Genomic DNA, 16349 nt, shown 5'->3' with positions numbered 1-16349 from the left:
TCGGCATGACGGTGGACCTGGCCCGGCTCCGGATGGCGGCACAGCGGCTGATCGGGCCACGGTGCGCGACCCCGGCCGAGGCGGTGCGCTGGTCGGCCGCCGTCCAGGGGCAGGACCTGCCCGGTGCGCTGACCTCGGTGGCGCTGCGCACCGCCGGCGGCACCCGGGCCGCGGTCACCGCCGCACTGGACGCCGGCGAGGTGGTCCGTTCCTGGCCGATGCGCGGCACGCTGCACCTCACCGCCGCCGAGGACCTGCCCTGGATGCTGGAGCTGCTCGGCCCGCGGGTACTGGCCGGCGCGTCCACCAGACGGGCCTCGCTGGGCATCACCGACGCCGAGATCGAGCGGGCACGGGAGCTGGCCGTCGATGCGCTCAGCGGCGGTGGACGGTCGTCCCGGGCCGAGCTGCTCGCTGCGATCTCGGCCGGCGGCGTGCCCACGACCGGTCAACGCGGCTACCACCTGCTCTGGTACCTGTCCCAGACCGGCACGCTCGTGCTCGGCCCGACCGCCGACGGTGACCAGCAGTTCGTGCTGCTCGACGAGTGGGTGCCCGCCCCCCGCCGGCTGGAGCGTGCGGAGGCCCTCGGCGAGCTGACCCGGCGGTTCTTCTCCTCCCACGGCCCGGCGACCGTGAAGGACCTCGTCCGCTGGGCCGGGGTCCTCGTCCGCGACGTCAAGGCCGGACTGGCGATCGCCGCACCGCAGCTGGAGCGCCTCGTCGTCGACGGCACCGAGCACTGGATGGACCCGGCGACCCCCGACCGGCTGGCCGCCGCCCGGGCCGAGGCCGACGGCGTCCACCTGCTGCCCGGCTTCGACGAACTGGTGCTCGGCTACGCCGACCGCAGCTGCACCGTGCCGGCCGCGTTCGCCGACCGGATCGTGCCCGGCGGCAACGGCATGTTCCGGGCCACCGTGGTCAGTGCCGGGCAGGTCGTCGCGGTCTGGCGGGCGGGGCGGGGCAAGGGCCGGCCCATCGAGGTCGAGCCGTTCACCGAGCTGTCCGCGGAGGGGCTGGCCGCCGTGCAGGCGCGGTACGCCGCCCTGCCCTGAGCACGTCGTCCCCCGGGGTTGGGCAGGGCGGCGCCGGGGGAAGGGACGGGCCATGGAGTACACGCGTCTGGGCAGCACCGGCCTGCAGGTGTCCCGCCTCTGTCTCGGGATGATGAGCTTCGGCGACCCCGCCCGCGGCGGTCATCCGTGGAGCCTGCCCGAGGAGGAGAGCCGGGCCGTCATCGAGAAGGCGCTGGCCGCCGGGATCACCTTCTTCGACACCGCGAACGTCTACTCGGCCGGCTCCAGCGAGGAGATCACCGGCCGCGCGATCCGCGACTTCGCCGACCGGGAGGACGTCGTCCTGGCCACGAAGGTGCACGGCCGGATGCGGCCGGGGCCGAACGGCGCGGGGCTGTCCCGCAAGGCCGTCCTGGCCGAGCTCGACGCCAGCCTCAGGCGGCTGGGCACCGACTACGTGGACCTGTACCAGATCCACCGCTGGGACCCGGCCACGCCGATCGAGGAGACGCTGGAGGCCCTGGACTCCGCGGTGCGGTCGGGCAAGGTGCGCTACCTGGGCGCGTCGAGCATGTGGGCCTGGCAGTTCAGCAAGGCCCTGCACGTGGCCGGCGAGCGCGGCTGGCACCGCTTCGTCTCCATGCAGGACCACTACAACCTGCTCAACCGGGAAGAGGAGCGGGAGATGCTGCCGCTCTGCGCCGACGAGGGCATCGGGGTGATCCCGTGGAGCCCGCTGGCCCGTGGCCGGCTGACCCGGGACTGGGACTCCCAGACCAACCGGTCGGAGACCGACGAGTTCGGCAGCAGGCTGTACAACGACGAGGACCGGGTGATCGTCGAGCGGGTGGCCGAGGTCGCCGAGGCCCGCGGCGTCCCGCGGGCGCAGGTGGCCCTGGCCTGGGTGCTCGGCAAGCCGGTGGTCACCGCGCCGATCGTCGGTGTCACCAAGGACCGGCACCTGGACGATGCGGTCGCGGCGGTGGAGCTGCGGCTGTCGGCGGAGGAGATCGCCCGGCTCGAGGAGCCCTACACGCCGCATGCGGTGGTCGGCTTCTCCTGAGCACGGGGAGGCGGGTGACCCAGCTCGCCCGGCGCGGGTGACCCGGGTCCACGACACGGAGCCCGGTGTCGGCCACAGTGGAGTCCGTGGCCGGCACCCGCTCCTCCGTGCGCCGGGTCGCCCCGCACCTGTTGGGTCCCCGGCTCCCCCCACTCGCGACCCTCTGGTCGCTGCACCGGGTCCGGGCCCTGTCGGCCGCCTTCTGCCTCGTCGTCCCGCTCACCCTCGGGCTCGCGCTCGGCTCCCCGGGTGCGGCGTCGGTGGGAGCACTCGCCGGTGGCTTCTCCGCCGTCTACGGGCACTCCCTGCCCTACCGCCGGCGCGCCTGGATCTCGGCCGGGACCGCGGTGGTGATCGTCTGCTCCATCGCCCTGGGCGGCCTCACCGGGAACCGCCCCGTGCTGCTGGTGCTGGTGCTCGGCGGCATCGCCGCGGCGGCCGCCGCCGGGACGGCGATCTGGCGGATCGGCCCGCCCGGGGCGCTCCCGCCCGTGCTGGTCGCCGGCAGCGCCAGCGCCCTCGCCTCCGCGCCGGACGTGGTCGCCCAGCACGTGGCGGCGGCTGCCGCGGCTGCCGCACTGAGCTGGGTCGTCGTCATGCTCCCCTGGTGGTGGGACCCGGCCGGCCCGGAACGGCGGGCCGTGCAGGCGGCGTCGGCCGAGGTCACCGCAGCCGAGGGCGGTGCGCTGGGCCCGACCCGTCCGGGTGCCGTCGCCCGCGCGGTCCGGGCCGCGGTGGCCGCGGTCGCGATGGGCAGCCGCCGGCGCCCCTCGCTGGTGACCGAGGTCCAGGAGATCGAGGACCGGTTCGCCCGAGCCCTCCCCCCGGTCGACCCGACCGGTGCCTCCGCCGTCCCGGCACCCGACCCGTCGGCGATCCGGCAGCGGCGCACCCCGCTGTGGACGTCGACCGCTGCCCGGATCGGCATCGGGGTCTCCGTCGCCGGGTTGGTGGCGGTCGCGGTGGACCTGCCCAGCCCCTACTGGGCGGCCAGCTCGGCCGTCGCCGTGCTGCTGGGCGTCGACGCGCGGCACACCCGGGCCCGCGCCTTCCACCGGGTGACCGGCACCCTGCTGGGCACCCTGGTCGCCGGGGCGGCGTTCGCCCTGCAGCCCCCGACCGCGGTGACCGTGCTGCTGGTGGCCGTGCTGCTGGTGGCCGTCGAGCTGACCATCGCCCACCAGTACGTCATCTCCGTCGCCTGCCTGACCCCGCTGGTCCTGCTGCTGGTGCACCTGGGCGCACCCGACCGCCCCGGCACCGCGCTGATCGTCGCCCGGATCGAGGAGAACCTCGTCGGCATGGCCGTCGCCCTGCTGGCCGGGCTGTTCCTGTTCGCCCGGGCCGGCAGCCGCCGGCTGCCGGCCGCCGTCACCGCCACGACGGCGTGCGCCGTGGCGGCCGCGCACGCCCCGGCCGGGTCCCCGGCCGACCGCCGGCTGGAGGACGCGCTCGTCACGCTCAACGAGGTGGCCACCGCCGCCCGGGCCGAGCTGTTCTCCGCACCCGGCGCGGACGCCTGGGGGCGCCGCTCCCGCCAGGTGGGTGACCTGAGCTGGGCCCTGCTGGGTGCCCGTGCTCGGGGCGACGCCGCCCTGGCTGCCGCCGTCTCCGCCCGGATCGACGCCGAGCTGGCGGGCTGACTCAGGCGGGGAGGCCGACCAGCCGGGCCGACAGCTCCCACAGCTCGCGGGCCCGGACGTCGTCCCGGGCCGAGGGCACCGTCCAGGCCGGCGACCGGTCCGCGTGGTGCCCGCCGTTGCGCCAGCCGCCGTCCGCGGTGGCCAGCCAGACCAGGGTGTCCGCTCCCTGGGCCGGGGTGCGCATGAACGCGGTCAGCGGCGTGCGGAACGCCAGGCCGGTGATCCCGCCGGAGGCCGTGCCGAAGGACGAGGCGACCGCCCCCGGGTCGAAGCAGGTGGCGGTGACCTGCGGCGCCCATCGTCGGGCCAGCTCCCGGGTGAAGAGCACGTTGCACCACTTGGCCCGCGCGTAGGCGCGGGTGGCGAGGTGGGGGCCGGCGCTGTCGAGCAGGTGACCGCGCTGGGCCCCGCCGACCCAGTGCATGAACGACGAGGTCGTCACCACCCGCGCCCGCGAGGCCCGCAGCTGCTCCTCGAGCAGCCGGGTGAGCAGGTAGGGCCCGAGGTGGTCGACCTGGGTGGTGCGCTCGTGCCCGTCGACGGTCAGCTCCCGCCGGGCGAACGACGCGCCGGCGTTGTGCGCGAGCACGTCGATCCGCGGCAGGTCGGCCAGCTCCGCAGCCAGCCGCCGGACGTCGTCCAGCCGGGCGAGGTCGACGGTGGCCGACCGGACGCCGTCCAGCTCGGCGGCGACCGCGGCGGTCTTCTCCGGCGACCGGCCGACCACCACGACCCGGGCGCCGCTGCGGTGCAGCCGGCGGACGGCCGCCGCACCGATGCCGTCGCTGGCACCGGTGACGACGACGACCGGACCGTCGCCGCTCAGTTCTTCGGCTCGACCAGGACGATCGGGATCTTCCGATCGGTCTTGCGCTGGTAGTCCGCGTAGTCGCGGTAGGCGGCGACCGCGCGTTCCCACCACTGGGCGTACTCGTCGCCGTCGACCTCGCGTGCCACCCCGTCCCAGACCTGCTCACCGTCCTGGACGGTGACCTCGTCGGGGTGGGCCTTGAGGTTGAAGTACCAGGTCGGGTGCTTCGGCGCGCCGCCCTGCGAGGCGACCATCGCGTACACGCCGTCGTGCTCGACCTTCATCAACGGGTTCTTGCGGACCTTGCCGCTCTTGGCGCCGCGGGTGGTGAAGACGACGACCGGCTCGGTGCGGCCGGGCAGGGTGTTGCCCTCCCTGCCGCGGGTGCGCTCGTACACCTCCACCTGGTCGCGGACCCACTTCTCCGGACTCGGCTCGTACTCACCTTCGACGGGCATGACCTGACCCTAGGTCCCGGCACCGAGCGACCGCACGGCCTCGGCGTGCGCAGCGGTGCCGCCCCGGGCAGAGTGCTGCGGGCGCACCCCACCGGTGTCCGTCCCCGACCAGGAGGTCGTCGTTCGATGAGGTTCCGTGAGGGTGCCCGGCTGGACACCTCCGGCGTCCAGGACCGCCGCGGCCGGCGCGGCGGTGGCCGGAGCGGTGGCCGAGCCGGTGGCCGGGGGCTGGCCGTCGGTGGCGGCGGGCTGGGCGTGGTCGGGCTGCTCGTCGTCGTCCTGTTCCAGGTGCTCGGCGGCGGCGGGGGCGACACGGCGGGGCTGGCCAGCACGCTCGGTGGGCTGAGCGGTGGTCAGACCGCCGACAACAGCGAGCTGGCGGCGAACTGCCGGACCGGCGCGGACGCCAACGCCTCGGTCGAGTGCGCACTGGTCGCCGACATCGAGTCGATCCAGGACCACTGGGGCGCGACCCTGGGACCCGACTACCGCCCTGCGGACACCGTCTTCTTCGCGGGCTCCGTGCAGACCGGCTGCGGCGGGGCGACCAGCGGGTCGGGCCCGTTCTACTGCCCGGCCGACGAGCAGGTCTACATCGACCTGAGCTTCTTCGACGACCTGCAGACCCGGTTCGGCGCCGCGGGCGGTGCCTTCGTCAACGCCTACGTGCTGGCCCACGAGTACGGCCACCACGTGCAGCACCTGCTGGGCACCAACCGACTGGTCACCCCGGGCGAGACCGGGCCCGCCAGCGGCACCGTGCGCCTGGAGCTGCAGGCCGACTGCTACGCCGGCACCTGGGCGAACCGCGCCGAGTCGGTGCCCGACGACTCCGGGGCACCGCTGATCGCCGACATCACCGACGACGACATCGACCGCGCACTGGACACCGCCGGGCGGATCGGCGACGACTTCATCCAGACCGAGCTCGGCGGCGGCACCGTCGACCAGGACGCCTTTACCCACGGCTCGTCCGAGCAGCGGCGCCAGTGGTTCAGCACCGGCTACGCCACCGGCGACCCGGCGCAGTGCGACACCTTCGGCACCGACGACGTCGGCTGAGCGGGAGGACCGCTCAGCCGGCGGCGAGCGCCTGCTCGGCCGCCTCGACCTCGGCGTTCCACTCCGGCTTCTCGGCCTGCCAGCGGTCCTCGGTGCGGCCCTTCCGCCAGTAGCCGGAGATGGAGGTGAACGCCGGGTCGAGGCCGCGCTCGGTGCGCAGGTGCAGCCGGAGATCCTTGACCAGCCCCGCCTCGCCGTGCACGAACACGTGGCCGGTGCCGGCCGGCAGCTGGACCGCCTTCACCGCCGTCACCAGGGCCTCCCCCGGTGCCCTGCCCTCGCGGTGCACCCACACGACGGTGACCCCGTCGGCGAGCACCAGGTCCGGCTGCTGCTCCGCCGGCCCGGCGACCTCCAGGAAGACGAACGCCGGCACGCCCCCCGGGAGCCGGGGCAGGGCGGCAGCGATCGCCGGCAGCGCGCTCTCGTCGCCGACCAGCAGGTGCCAGTCGGCGTCCGGGCTCGGGGCATAGGCGCCACCGGGGCCGAGCAGCTGGATCAGGTCACCGGGCTGCGCGTTCGCCGCCCACGGCCCGGCCAGGCCGGTGTCACCGTGGTGCACGAAGTCGATCGTCAGCTCGCCGGCGGCCGGGTCCCAGGAGCGCACGGTGTACGTGCGGGTGACCGGCCAGACCTCGGCGGGCAGCTCGGCGCGGACCTGCTCCGCGTCGAAGGGGACGCCGTAGGGCGCATCGGCCGGCGGGAAGAGCAGCTTCACGTAGTGGTCGGTGAACTCACCGGCCGGGAAGCCGGCCAGGCCCTCGCCGCCGAGGACCACCCGGATCATGTGCGGGGTCAGGCGCGAGGTGCGCAGCACCTCGCCCACCCGGGCCACCCGGGGACGGCGGACCCGTTCGTCCTTCGTCGCACTGGCCACCACGGCCTCCTCTGGTCAGGGAAGGCTTGCCTTGCCTCCGACGGCACCCTACGCGGCGACCCGACCGCAGCTCCGACCCCTGTTCGCAAGATCGACGAAATACGGAAATGCCCGTTTGTGCGCCTGCCCCGCAGGGGTACCAGGTCTCCAGCGGAACGGCGCCCCACCGAGGCCACGGTGGGACCCACCGAGCGTTTTCGACCAGGGCACGCGAGTGCTCACACGCCGCCCCGCCACCTGGCACGACCACCCGACCCTGTGGGCCGGTGATGGACCGTGCGCGGGAGCGGGCGTGGTCGACGGGCACGGATGCCCAGGCATCGACAACAGACCACGAACAGCCCATGCAGGACGAGGAGGAACGATGACCCACTCCATCGACACACCGAGGCAGTCCGGCGCGTCAGACGCATCCGGCGCCTCCCAGACGTCCGGCTCCCCCAAGACGTCCGACGTCGCCAAGGACCAGGCCCGCGACGTGGGCAAGACCGCCCAGCAGGCGGGCAGCCAGGTCGCCGGTACCGCGGCGGACCAGGCGAAGGACGTCGCCGGGACCGCAGCCGACCAGGCCAAGCAGGTCACCCAGGAGACCAAGCGCCAGGCGCAGGATCTCGTGCAGCAGGGTCGCTCGCAGGTCCAGGACCAGGTCCGCGGCGGCCAGCAGAAGGCCGGCGAGGGGCTGAGCGAGATCGCCAAGCAGCTGCGCGTCATGGTCGACGGCAGCGAGCAGGCTCCGACCGGCCCGGCCGCCGACCTGGTGCGCCAGGCCGGGGACAAGGTCGAGGAGATGGCCGGCTGGCTCCAGGACCGCGAGCCCGGTGAGCTCGTCGACGAGGTGCGCAAGTTCGCCCGTCGCAAGCCGGGCATGTTCCTGCTGGGGGCAGCCGTGGCCGGCATCGTCGCGGGTCGTCTGACCAGCGGCGTCGTCGCCGCCCACAAGGGTGACGACTCGGGCAGCGACTCCTCCGGCAACGGTGGCCAGCAGCAGATCGGCAACGGCCCCCGCTACGCCACCGAGACCGCCGGCACGAACTACGTCGCCGGCACCCCGGCGACCGGCTACGCAACCACCGGCACCACCGGAACGGTCCCGCCGCCGCCGTACGGCACGGTCCCCCCGGAGGGCACGGCAGTCCCCCCGACCACCGCCGCCGGCTGGGACGACCCGGCCCGCACCCCGGGTGAGGGTCGACGATGAGCCACCCGAGCGGCGCGGGCGCGCAGCCGTACGGCCAGCCCGGTACGGGGTACGTCCAGGGCGGCGCGACCGGTTACGCAGCCCCGGGCCAGTACGAGGAGCAGCATACGGGCAACACTGCCCAGCCGATGACCGACGACGGTCACCCCGAGGTGGAGAACGTCTCGGTCGGCACGCTGCTCAGCGAGGTGAGCAAGGACCTGTCGACGCTGATGCGCCAGGAGCTCGAGCTCGCCAAGGCGGAGATGCGGCAGGAGGCGAACCAGGCCACCACCATCGCCAAGGAGGAGGCGGCCAAGGTCACCGCCCACGCCAAGGAAGAGGCCGCCAAGGCCGGCAAGGGTGCCGGGATGCTCGGCGGCGCCGGGTACGCCGGCCACATGGTCGCGCTGTTCCTCAGCTTCGCGCTCTGGTGGGGCCTGGAGAACTTCATGGACGCCGGACTCGCCGCCCTGATCGTCGGCGTCCTGTGGGCCATCGTCGCCTTCGTCCTCTACTCCAAGGGACGCAAGACGCTGAAGCAGGTCGACCCCAAGCGGGTCACGCAGGTGGACATGAGCCGCTTCAAGACGCTCAACCCCAAGCCCGAGCAGACGGTCGACACGCTCCAGCAGGTCCCCGGCGCGCTCAAGCCCAACTGACCTCCCCCCAGCAGCTACTCCCCCAAGGAGAACGACATGACCAGCAGTGACCCGGATGTGATCCGGCGCCAGATCGAGGACACCCGCGCCAACTTGAGCTACGACGTGGACGCGCTGAACGAGAAGGTCAACCCGACGCGGGTCGTCGACCGTCGCGTGGACAAGGCCAAGAGCGGCATGTCCGGCCTGAAGGACAAGGTCTTCGGGGCAGCGCACGACACCCGTGACCAGGTGAGCGGCCGCGCGTCGAACGCCCAGGGCCAGGCCCAGGGCGCGGCCCACAACGCAGCGGGCAACGTCCAGGACGCCGCGCACAGCGCCATGGACACCGTCCAGCAGGCCCCCGAGACCCTCCAGCGCCAGGCGCAGGGCAACCCGCTCGCCGCGGGCCTGATCGCCTTCGGTGTCGGCTGGCTCGTCTCCTCGCTCCTGCCGACCAGCGAGAAGGAGAAGCAGCTCGCCTCGCAGGCCGAAGCAGCGGTCAAGGAGCACAAGCAGCCGTTCGTCGACCAGGCGAAGAACGTCGCGCAGGAGATCGGCGACAACCTGAAGCCGGCGGCGCAGGACGCCATGGAGTCGGTCAAGGCGACCGCTCAGGACGGCGCCGAGACGGTCAAGTCGTCGGCTCAGGACAGCGCCGAGACGGTGAAGTCCGAGGGCCAGTCCGCTGCCTCGAACGTCCAGGGCAAGGCGCAGGACTCCAAGCAGAAGGTGCAGGGGAAGGCCTCCTCCTGACCCACGGCAACTCCCCGACGGGCCCCGGTGCAGCTGCACCGGGGCCCGTCGTGCGTCTCGGGCCAGGTGGTGGCGCCCCCTGATCGGGTGAGCACCCCACCGGGGAGCTCCAGCCCGGCCCGGCGTGCGCCGTTCCACGACAGGACGGACTGCGTCCCCGGCTCGGGGGCGCAGCCGGCCGAGAGGACGGAGCGACCGCGGTGGACGCACCCGCACGCGTGTTGGTGGCCGACGACGAGGACGACATCCGGCACCTCGTCGCCCTCGCGGTCGGCAAGGCCGGCTGCACCGTCGTGGCTGCGGTGGCCGACGGCGTCCAGGCCCTCGCCGTGGCACGCGCCGAACGCCCCGACCTCGTGGTCCTCGACGTCTCCATGCCGGCGGCGACCGGTCTGGAGGTCTGCCTCGCACTCCGCGCCGACCCCGCCACCGCCGACTGCCAGGTGCTGCTGCTGTCGGCCGGCGCCTCCCCCGACGACGTGGCCCGCGGTCTGGCCACGGGTGCGGACGCCTACCTGCCCAAGCCCTTCACCGTCGCCGGCCTGGTCCGACAGATCCGGCTGCTGACCGCGGAGCACCCCGCGTGACCGCGGTCGCCGATCCCGTCGCCCGCTCCTCCGGGCCGGCCCACCGCACCGGCCCGGCCGGGCTGGGATCCGCCGCCGTGGCGGCAGCCGGCGTCCTGGTGCTCGTCGTCCGTCCCGCCCTCCCCCTGGTCCTGCTGGCCGGAGCCGTCGTGCTGCTCGCCGTCGCCGACCTGACGTGGCGACTGCACCGGGAACAGACCGCCGCCCGGGTGCTGGAGGCCCAGCGCATGGACCTCTTCTCGCAGCGTCAGTCGACCGCGGACGAGCTGGAGGTCGCCACCCGGATGCTGCGGGCTCGGGCGGAGACCATGACCAGCGTCATCGACGCGGTCACCGAGCAGTCGATCATCGGCACCGACCGGGACGGCCTCGTCCGGGTGTGGAACCCCGGGGCCGAACGGATGCTCGGGCTCCCCCGGGCCGACGTCGTCCGCACCCGGTCGATCACCGACTTCCACGCCCCGGAGGAACTGGACGCGGAGGAACTGGACGCCGGTGGCGGCACCCCGTTCGCCACCCTGGTGCACGTCGCCCGGGAGCAGGGCAGCGACGTCCGGGACTGGACCTACCTGACCGCCGACGGACGGCGGCTGACCGTGTCGGTGGCGATCACCCCGCGCACCGACGACGACGGCGAGCAGACCGGCTGGAACTTCGTCGGCACCGACATGACCGAGGTGCGCGCCACCGAACGGCTCAAGGACCAGTTCGTCAGCCTGATCTCCCACGAGCTGCGCACCCCGCTCAGCTCGATCCTGGGGTACCTGGAACTCGTCCTGGACGATCCGGAGCAGCCGCTGACCGACGACCAGCGGCAGTACCTGGGCACCGTCGAACGCAACGCGCAGCGCCTGCTGCGGCTGGTCGGCGACCTGCTGTTCACCGCCCAGGTCGACGCGGGCCGGTTCACCCTGCAACCGGCGGAGGTCGACCTGGCCGGCATCGTCCGGTCCGCCGAGGAGACCGCCCGGGTCACCGCCACGGCGCGCGGGGTGGCGGTGTCCGTCGACGTCCCGGACGGCGGGCTGGTCGTCTCCGGTGACGCGCTCCGGTTGGGGCAGGCCTGCGACAACCTGGTGTCCAACGCCGTCAAGTTCACCCCCGCCGGCGGCCGGGTCGCCCTGCGGCTGCAGACGGCCTGGCGGAACGCGGACGGTGCGCTCGTCGACGTCCCCGCTGCCGGCGCGACCCCGGTGGCGTTGCTGTCGGTCAGCGACACCGGCGTCGGCATCCCGAACAGTGAGCAGGGGAGGCTGTTCACCAGCTTCTTCCGCGCCTCGACCGCCCGGCGCAACGCCGTCCCGGGGGTGGGGCTGGGCCTGACCATCACCAAGGCGATCACCACCGCGCACGGCGGCACCCTGGACGTGGTGAGCGCCGAAGGACGCGGGACGACGTTCACCCTGGCGCTGCCCCTGCCGGTCTGACGGCCCCCGCCGCATCTTGCGGTTCTCTTGCGGATCGCTGGTGGGAGCCCTGCGGATGGCCCTCCAGAGTCGTGTCTGTCGCCGGGAACACCCGCCGACACGGCCAGACCAGGGAGACGCAGACATGACCGCCACCACCCGCACCCGGACCGCCCGCAAGGTCATCGGCTCGCTCGGCATCGTCGGCGCCGCTGCCGCCGTCGCCGGCATGGGCACCTTCGGCACGTTCACCGACAGCACCGCCCCGCTGAACGCCTCGGTCGCCTCGGGCACCCTGTCGCTGGACCTGAACTCGGTCAACAGCACCGCCACGCTGCCGATGAACGCCGCCGGCTTCGTCCCCGGGGACTCGATCAGCCGTTCGGTCGACCTGGTCAACACCGGGGACCTCGGCTTCGCCGGCATCCAGCTCACCTCGAGCGCCACCGTCTCCAGCGTCCTGGACACCGACAAGGCCAACGGCCTGCAGCTGAGCGTCGCCTCCTGCTCGGTGACCTGGACCGAGTCGGTCGTCAACGGCGTCGCCACCTACACCTGCAGCGGCGTCACGACCCCGGTCGCCACCGGCCCGGCCGTGACCAACGTCGGCTTCGCCAACGCCGCGAGCCTCGCGCCGAAGGGCAGCGACCACCTCGTCGTCACCCTGAGCCTGCCGACCACCGCCGACAACACCTTCCAGGGCAAGACCTCCACCCTGGCGCTCAGCTTCACCGGCACCCAGCAGACCGGCACCAACCGCTGACGCGGTTCCCCCTGCCCACCTGCTGACCCCGCCCCGGAGGAACCGCCATGACCACCGCCCTGCTCGCCCGCCCCGCACTCCTCACGGACACCGCGACCGCCCGGCGTCCGGCGCAGCAGTCCACCCGACCGGGCCGCGCCGCCGGCCTCGGGAAGCGCGTGGCCGGCCTGACGTTCCGCTGGTCCCTCCGGCTGCTGGTCACCGTCGCCGTCCTGGCCTTCGGCCTGCTGGCCGTCGGGCCGCACGTCCTGGACTACCGGACGATGACGATGCTCACCGCGAGCATGTCCCCGGCCATCGACCCGGGTGACGTCACGATCGTGACGCCGCTGCCGGTCAGCGAGGTCACCGAGGGCATGATCATCGCCTACCACATCCCGATCGACGACCACCACCTCGTCAGCCACCGCGTCGTCTCCGTGGAGCACGGCGCCGACGGGGCGGTCACCGTCGAGACCAAGGGAGACGCCAACGAGGCGGTCGACCCGTGGCAGGCCGTCCTGCAGGGCGACACCGCCTACCAGGTCCGGGCCGTCGTCCCCGAGCTCGGTCACGCGATCCAGGCCCTGCGCACCCCGGTGGTCAGCCAGGCCCTCGTGTACGGCGCCCCCGCCCTGCTGGCCGGCTGGCTGCTGCTGTCGATCTGGCGCCCGGCCACCGAGGTCCGGCAGGACGACGAGATCGAGGTCCAGCCGTGACCCGCCTCCGCCGCGGGGTCCTGCTGGTCGCCGTCGTGGTCGCCACCGTCCTGGGTGTCACCGCGACCGCCGCCCAGGCCGCGTTCGACGACTCGGCGTCCCTGAGCGCCTCGGTCGGCACCGCCACCGTCGCACCGCCGACGAAGGTCACCACCAGCGACACGTGGTGCTTCATCTGGTTCAGCACCCGCGTCAGCTGGGCCCCGAGCACCTCCCCCGACGTCATCGGCTACCGGATCACCACCCAGGCCGCCGGCGGCGGCTCCACCGTGGTGGCCGAGACCGGCGCCACGACCACGAGCACCTCCGTCTCCGGCTACCAGACGAACCGCAGCTACACCTTCACCGTCACCGCGCTGACCCGCTACGGCTGGACCGCGGTGTCCGCACAGACAGGGACCGTCCGATGCTGACCGCTCTCGTGATCGACGCCTCCCCCGCCGCGCGACAGCAGGTCACCGGCCTGCTCGAGCTGGTCGGCTGGGGCGTCCACGAGGCCGCCGACGCCGAGGACGCCCGCTGGCTCAGCAGCGCGGTCGCCCTGGACCTGGTGGTCACCTCCGCCACCGTGCCCGGCGCCGTCGACGGCCCCGGGCTGCTCACCGAACTGCGCCGCGCCGGCAGCACCGCCCACTTCCTGGTGGTCACCCCCGACCCCACCGACGAGGTCCGCGCCGCCGCAGCCGCCGCCGGCGCCCTGGCCTGCCTCGCCGCACCCGTCGACGCCCGACTGCTGGTGGACCTGGTGCGCAGCCGCACCGCCGCCCCGGCCGACGAGGCCGGCGCCCACGACCTGGTCGACGTGGAGGACCTGCACGACGCCGACCTGGACGCCGACCTGCAGGACCGGCTGCAGGCCATGTACGCCGACGCCCTGCCCACCCGGCTGTCCGCCATCTCCCGCAGCGTCCGCGCCGGGGACCCCCGCGCCGTCGCGGACGCGGCGCACGCCCTCGCCGGCACGTCCGGTCAGCTCGGTCACCCCGAGGTGGCCGGCGTGTGCCAGGCGATCGCCGCCGACGCCCGGCGCGGGATCCTGGCCCACCAGCGGCTCGCCGAGCTGACCGGCCTGACCGGACCGTCAGCCCGCCGGGACGACGCCCGCCGCCGGGGGGAGCTCGCCTCGGCCGCCGACGCGACCACCGGACGCCACGACCTCGCCGGGCTGGTGCACGTCGTCGACGCAGCGATCGCCCGGACGGCCGCCCGGCGGCGCGGCCTGGCCGCCTGAACGACAACGAGGCCCGGTCCCCACAGGGGGCCGGGCCTCGTCGTCGGATGCAGCTGTCCTGCCCAGGACCGGGTGCGGTCCTGGCCCTTCCTCAGGCCACCAAGCGGTAGCCGACCCCCCGAACGGTCTTGATCTCGGGGTGGCTCAACCCTGCGGCCGTGAGCTTGCGCCGCAGGTTGGACATGTGGGCCTCGACCAGTCGGAGGTTGCCCTCCCAGTCGGTCTGCCAGACCTCGCGCAGCAGCGTCTCCCGCTGCAGCACCCGCCCGGGCCGGGAGACCAGCGCGGCGAGCAGGTCGAACTCGGTGCGGGTCAGGTCGACGGCAGCGCCGTCCACCCGCACCTCGCGGCTGTCCGGGTCGACCTCGAGGTCGGCCAGCCGCTGGACGGAGTCCTCCAGGGACGGGCGCGGCTCCGGGACCGCCGGGGTGCGTGGCCGGCGCAGCATCGTCTGCACGCGGGCCACCAGCTCCCGCGGTGAGAACGGCTTGGCCATGTAGCCGTCCGCCCCGACGGCGAGGCCGATCAGCAGGTCGACCTCCTCCGCCCGCGCGGTCAGCATCAGGACGTAGCAGTCGGTCTCGGCGCGCAGCTGCCGGCACACCTCGGTGCCGTCGGCGTCGGGCAGACCGAGGTCCAGGACGACGACGTCGGGCGCCTCGCGGCGCACCTCGGCCAGGCAGGAGGCACCGGTGGTGGCCTCGCGGACGTCCATCCCGGCCCGGCGGAGCACCGTGACGACGAGCTCACGGATCTCGTCGGTGTCCTCGACCACGAGCACGGACTGACCCGGCACGACCCCTCCCCCCACGACTGATCACCAGCAGGGACGCCACATCGGCGTCCTTGCTGGTGATCGTCCGCAGACGGTCGGCTCTGCACCCCGGACCGAGCCCACCGCCCCGAAGGAGTGAGCCCGCCAGGGCTCAGACGAAGGCGCTCATCCCGGTGATCGAGCGGCCGACGATGAGGGTGTTCATCTCGCGGGTGCCCTCGTAGGAGTACAGCGCCTCGGCGTCGTTGAAGTACCGGACGACGTCGAAGTCCAGCACGATCCCGTTCCCACCGAAGAGCTCCCGGGCCCAGCCGACGGTCTCCCGACCCCTGGCGGTCACGTAGCTCTTGGCCAGCGCGGCCTGGTCGTCGCGCAGGTCGTCGGTCTCCTGCAGCTGGGACAGCCGCACGGTCATCCCCAGGCTGGCGGTGACGTTGCCCAGCATCCGGGCCAGCAGGTCCTGGATCAGCTGGAAGGAACCGATCGCCTTGCCGAACTGGTGACGCTCCTTGGCGTAGGCCACCGCCACCTCGTAGGCGCCCAGCTGACACCCGACGCCGCTCCAGGCGACCCCGCCCCGGGTCACCTTGAGCACCTTGTTGACGTCCTTGAAGGTGTTGCCGTCCTCGAGCTTGTTCTCGGCGGGGATGCGGCAGTCGGTGAAGGTGAGGTCGGCGTTCTGCACCGTGCGCAGCGCGAACTTGTCCTCGATCTTGCTGGCCGTGAAGCCGGGGGTGCCCTTCTCCACGACGAAGGTCTTCACCTGGTCGTCGGCCTCGTCCCGGGCGAAGACCACCACGACGTCGGCGAAGGTGCCGTTGCCGATCCAGCGCTTGGCGCCGTTGAGCACCCAGGAGTCGCGGTCCCGCCGGGCGGTGGTGCGCATGCCGCGGGCGACGTCGGAACCACCTTCGGGCTCGGTCAGCCCGAAGGCGCCGATGGTCTGCATCTGCATCATCGACGGGATCCAGCGCTGCCGCTGCTCCTCCGAGCCGAGGATCATGATCGAGCCCATCGCCAGGCCGTTGTGCACGCCCAGGAAGGTGGCCATCGACGGGTCGACCCGGGACAGCTCCATCGCCTGGAAGCCGGTGTACAGCCGGGAGGCGCGCGGGCGGCCCTCCCAGTCGTAGGAGCGGCCCACGATGTCGGCCTCGGCGAACTTGGGGATCAGGTCGTGCGGGAACTCCGCCGACGCCCAAGCGGCGTTGACGTGCGGCTTGATCTCCGACTCCAGGAACTCCCGGAGGGCGAGCAGTTCCTTCTGCTCGTCGTCGGACAACAGCGTCTGGAAACCGAAGAAGTCGGCGGGCAGGAGCAGATCGGTCATGGCGGCGGTGCCTTCTCTCTCTCGTCGTCATCGACGTCCTGCCCCCGATGCT

The 16349-nt window shown here is 73.6% G+C and carries 18 protein-coding genes; 13 read left to right on the top strand and 5 right to left on the bottom strand.

The window, feature by feature from the left end; all coding sequences use genetic code 11:
- The first annotated feature begins 5 nt into the window (after positions 1-5).
- The 3 genes from O2W53_RS04090 to O2W53_RS04080 all read left to right on the top strand — a co-directional run bounded on the left by O2W53_RS04090 (position 6) and on the right by O2W53_RS04080 (position 3725).
- Positions 6-1058 (top strand): winged helix DNA-binding domain-containing protein, encoded by a 1053-nt coding sequence (locus O2W53_RS04090; RefSeq protein WP_269161761.1) that lies wholly within the window; start codon positions 6-8, stop codon positions 1056-1058.
- Positions 1059-1110: 52 nt separating this feature from the next.
- Positions 1111-2082: an aldo/keto reductase gene (locus O2W53_RS04085; RefSeq protein ID WP_269161760.1), complete on the top strand. Its 972-nt coding sequence runs from the start codon at positions 1111-1113 to the stop codon at positions 2080-2082.
- Between the two features lie 86 nt (positions 2083-2168).
- Complete coding sequence (locus tag O2W53_RS04080) at positions 2169-3725, top strand: FUSC family protein (RefSeq protein WP_269161759.1); 1557 nt, start codon at positions 2169-2171, stop codon at positions 3723-3725.
- A 1-nt stretch (position 3726) separates the two neighbouring features.
- Here the strand turns inward: O2W53_RS04080 and O2W53_RS04075 are convergent, their stop codons facing one another.
- Positions 3727-4644: an SDR family NAD(P)-dependent oxidoreductase gene (locus O2W53_RS04075; RefSeq protein WP_269161758.1), complete on the bottom strand. Its 918-nt coding sequence runs from the start codon at positions 4642-4644 to the stop codon at positions 3727-3729.
- Positions 4548-4994 (bottom strand): nitroreductase family deazaflavin-dependent oxidoreductase, encoded by a 447-nt coding sequence (locus tag O2W53_RS04070; protein ID WP_269161757.1) that lies wholly within the window; start codon positions 4992-4994, stop codon positions 4548-4550. Before O2W53_RS04070 ends, O2W53_RS04075 begins: the two co-directional genes overlap by 97 nt.
- A 126-nt stretch (positions 4995-5120) precedes the next feature.
- Here O2W53_RS04070 and ypfJ point away from each other — a divergent pair, with 126 nt between their 5' ends.
- A complete protein-coding gene (ypfJ, locus tag O2W53_RS04065; protein ID WP_269161756.1) occupies positions 5121-6056 on the top strand; it encodes a KPN_02809 family neutral zinc metallopeptidase in 936 nt (311 codons plus the stop codon).
- Positions 6057-6069: 13 nt separating this feature from the next.
- Here ypfJ and O2W53_RS04060 read toward each other — a convergent pair whose 3' ends face one another.
- Positions 6070-6933 carry a siderophore-interacting protein gene (locus O2W53_RS04060; RefSeq protein WP_269161755.1) on the bottom strand — a complete coding sequence of 288 codons (864 nt, stop codon included), beginning with the start codon at positions 6931-6933 and terminating at the stop codon, positions 6070-6072.
- Between the two features lie 364 nt (positions 6934-7297).
- On the opposite strand from O2W53_RS04060, the gene O2W53_RS04055 reads away from it, so the two are divergent.
- The 9 genes from O2W53_RS04055 (at position 7298) to O2W53_RS04015 (ending at position 14192) form a co-directional block, all read left to right on the top strand.
- The gene (locus O2W53_RS04055) at positions 7298-8131 is read left to right on the top strand and encodes a hypothetical protein (protein WP_269161754.1); all 834 of its coding nucleotides are present in this window, start codon (positions 7298-7300) and stop codon (positions 8129-8131) included.
- On the top strand, positions 8128-8772 hold the full coding sequence (locus O2W53_RS04050) for a phage holin family protein (RefSeq protein ID WP_269161753.1): 645 nt from the start codon (positions 8128-8130) through the stop codon (positions 8770-8772). Before O2W53_RS04055 ends, O2W53_RS04050 begins: the two co-directional genes overlap by 4 nt.
- A 36-nt stretch (positions 8773-8808) precedes the next feature.
- Positions 8809-9507 carry a DUF3618 domain-containing protein gene (locus tag O2W53_RS04045; protein ID WP_269161752.1) on the top strand — a complete coding sequence of 233 codons (699 nt, stop codon included), beginning with the start codon at positions 8809-8811 and terminating at the stop codon, positions 9505-9507.
- A gap of 200 nt (positions 9508-9707) precedes the next feature.
- On the top strand, positions 9708-10094 hold the full coding sequence (locus O2W53_RS04040) for a response regulator transcription factor (RefSeq protein WP_269161751.1): 387 nt from the start codon (positions 9708-9710) through the stop codon (positions 10092-10094).
- Complete coding sequence (locus O2W53_RS04035) at positions 10091-11521, top strand: sensor histidine kinase (RefSeq protein WP_269161750.1); 1431 nt, start codon at positions 10091-10093, stop codon at positions 11519-11521. Before O2W53_RS04040 ends, O2W53_RS04035 begins: the two co-directional genes overlap by 4 nt.
- Before the next feature lie 124 nt (positions 11522-11645).
- Positions 11646-12263: a TasA family protein gene (locus O2W53_RS04030; protein ID WP_269161749.1), complete on the top strand. Its 618-nt coding sequence runs from the start codon at positions 11646-11648 to the stop codon at positions 12261-12263.
- Positions 12264-12310: 47 nt separating this feature from the next.
- Entirely contained in the window at positions 12311-12961 is a 651-nt protein-coding gene (locus O2W53_RS04025) for a signal peptidase I (protein WP_269161748.1), read from the top strand.
- Complete coding sequence (locus O2W53_RS04020) at positions 12958-13374, top strand: fibronectin type III domain-containing protein (RefSeq protein WP_269161747.1); 417 nt, start codon at positions 12958-12960, stop codon at positions 13372-13374. The genes O2W53_RS04025 and O2W53_RS04020 overlap by 4 nt, the downstream gene beginning before the upstream one ends.
- The gene (locus O2W53_RS04015; RefSeq protein ID WP_269161746.1) at positions 13368-14192 is read left to right on the top strand and encodes a response regulator; all 825 of its coding nucleotides are present in this window, start codon (positions 13368-13370) and stop codon (positions 14190-14192) included. The genes O2W53_RS04020 and O2W53_RS04015 overlap by 7 nt, the downstream gene beginning before the upstream one ends.
- Before the next feature lie 91 nt (positions 14193-14283).
- Here the strand turns inward: O2W53_RS04015 and O2W53_RS04010 are convergent, their stop codons facing one another.
- Entirely contained in the window at positions 14284-14988 is a 705-nt protein-coding gene (locus tag O2W53_RS04010) for a response regulator transcription factor (protein WP_269161745.1), read from the bottom strand.
- A 130-nt stretch (positions 14989-15118) separates the two neighbouring features.
- Positions 15119-16297 carry an acyl-CoA dehydrogenase family protein gene (locus O2W53_RS04005; RefSeq protein ID WP_269161744.1) on the bottom strand — a complete coding sequence of 393 codons (1179 nt, stop codon included), beginning with the start codon at positions 16295-16297 and terminating at the stop codon, positions 15119-15121.
- Between the last annotated feature and the right edge of the window lie 52 nt (positions 16298-16349).

The sequence above is a fragment of the Modestobacter sp. VKM Ac-2978 genome (genome assembly GCF_026968025.1).
In the GTDB taxonomy this organism is placed as follows: Bacteria; Actinomycetota; Actinomycetes; order Mycobacteriales; family Geodermatophilaceae; genus Modestobacter.
This window is presented reverse-complemented; position numbering and strand designations above follow the sequence as displayed.

Coding starts and splice junctions, on each gene's coding strand:
- O2W53_RS04090 (WP_269161761.1), top strand. CDS start 6: ATGACGGTGGACCTGGCCCGGCTCCGGATGGCGGCACAGCGGCTGATC.
- O2W53_RS04085 (WP_269161760.1), top strand. CDS start 1,111: ATGGAGTACACGCGTCTGGGCAGCACCGGCCTGCAGGTGTCCCGCCTC.
- O2W53_RS04070 (WP_269161757.1), bottom strand. CDS start 4,994: ATGCCCGTCGAAGGTGAGTACGAGCCGAGTCCGGAGAAGTGGGTCCGC.
- ypfJ (WP_269161756.1), top strand. CDS start 5,121: ATGAGGTTCCGTGAGGGTGCCCGGCTGGACACCTCCGGCGTCCAGGAC.
- O2W53_RS04055 (WP_269161754.1), top strand. CDS start 7,298: ATGACCCACTCCATCGACACACCGAGGCAGTCCGGCGCGTCAGACGCA.
- O2W53_RS04050 (WP_269161753.1), top strand. CDS start 8,128: ATGAGCCACCCGAGCGGCGCGGGCGCGCAGCCGTACGGCCAGCCCGGT.
- O2W53_RS04045 (WP_269161752.1), top strand. CDS start 8,809: ATGACCAGCAGTGACCCGGATGTGATCCGGCGCCAGATCGAGGACACC.
- O2W53_RS04030 (WP_269161749.1), top strand. CDS start 11,646: ATGACCGCCACCACCCGCACCCGGACCGCCCGCAAGGTCATCGGCTCG.
- O2W53_RS04025 (WP_269161748.1), top strand. CDS start 12,311: ATGACCACCGCCCTGCTCGCCCGCCCCGCACTCCTCACGGACACCGCG.
- O2W53_RS04015 (WP_269161746.1), top strand. CDS start 13,368: ATGCTGACCGCTCTCGTGATCGACGCCTCCCCCGCCGCGCGACAGCAG.
- O2W53_RS04005 (WP_269161744.1), bottom strand. CDS start 16,297: ATGACCGATCTGCTCCTGCCCGCCGACTTCTTCGGTTTCCAGACGCTG.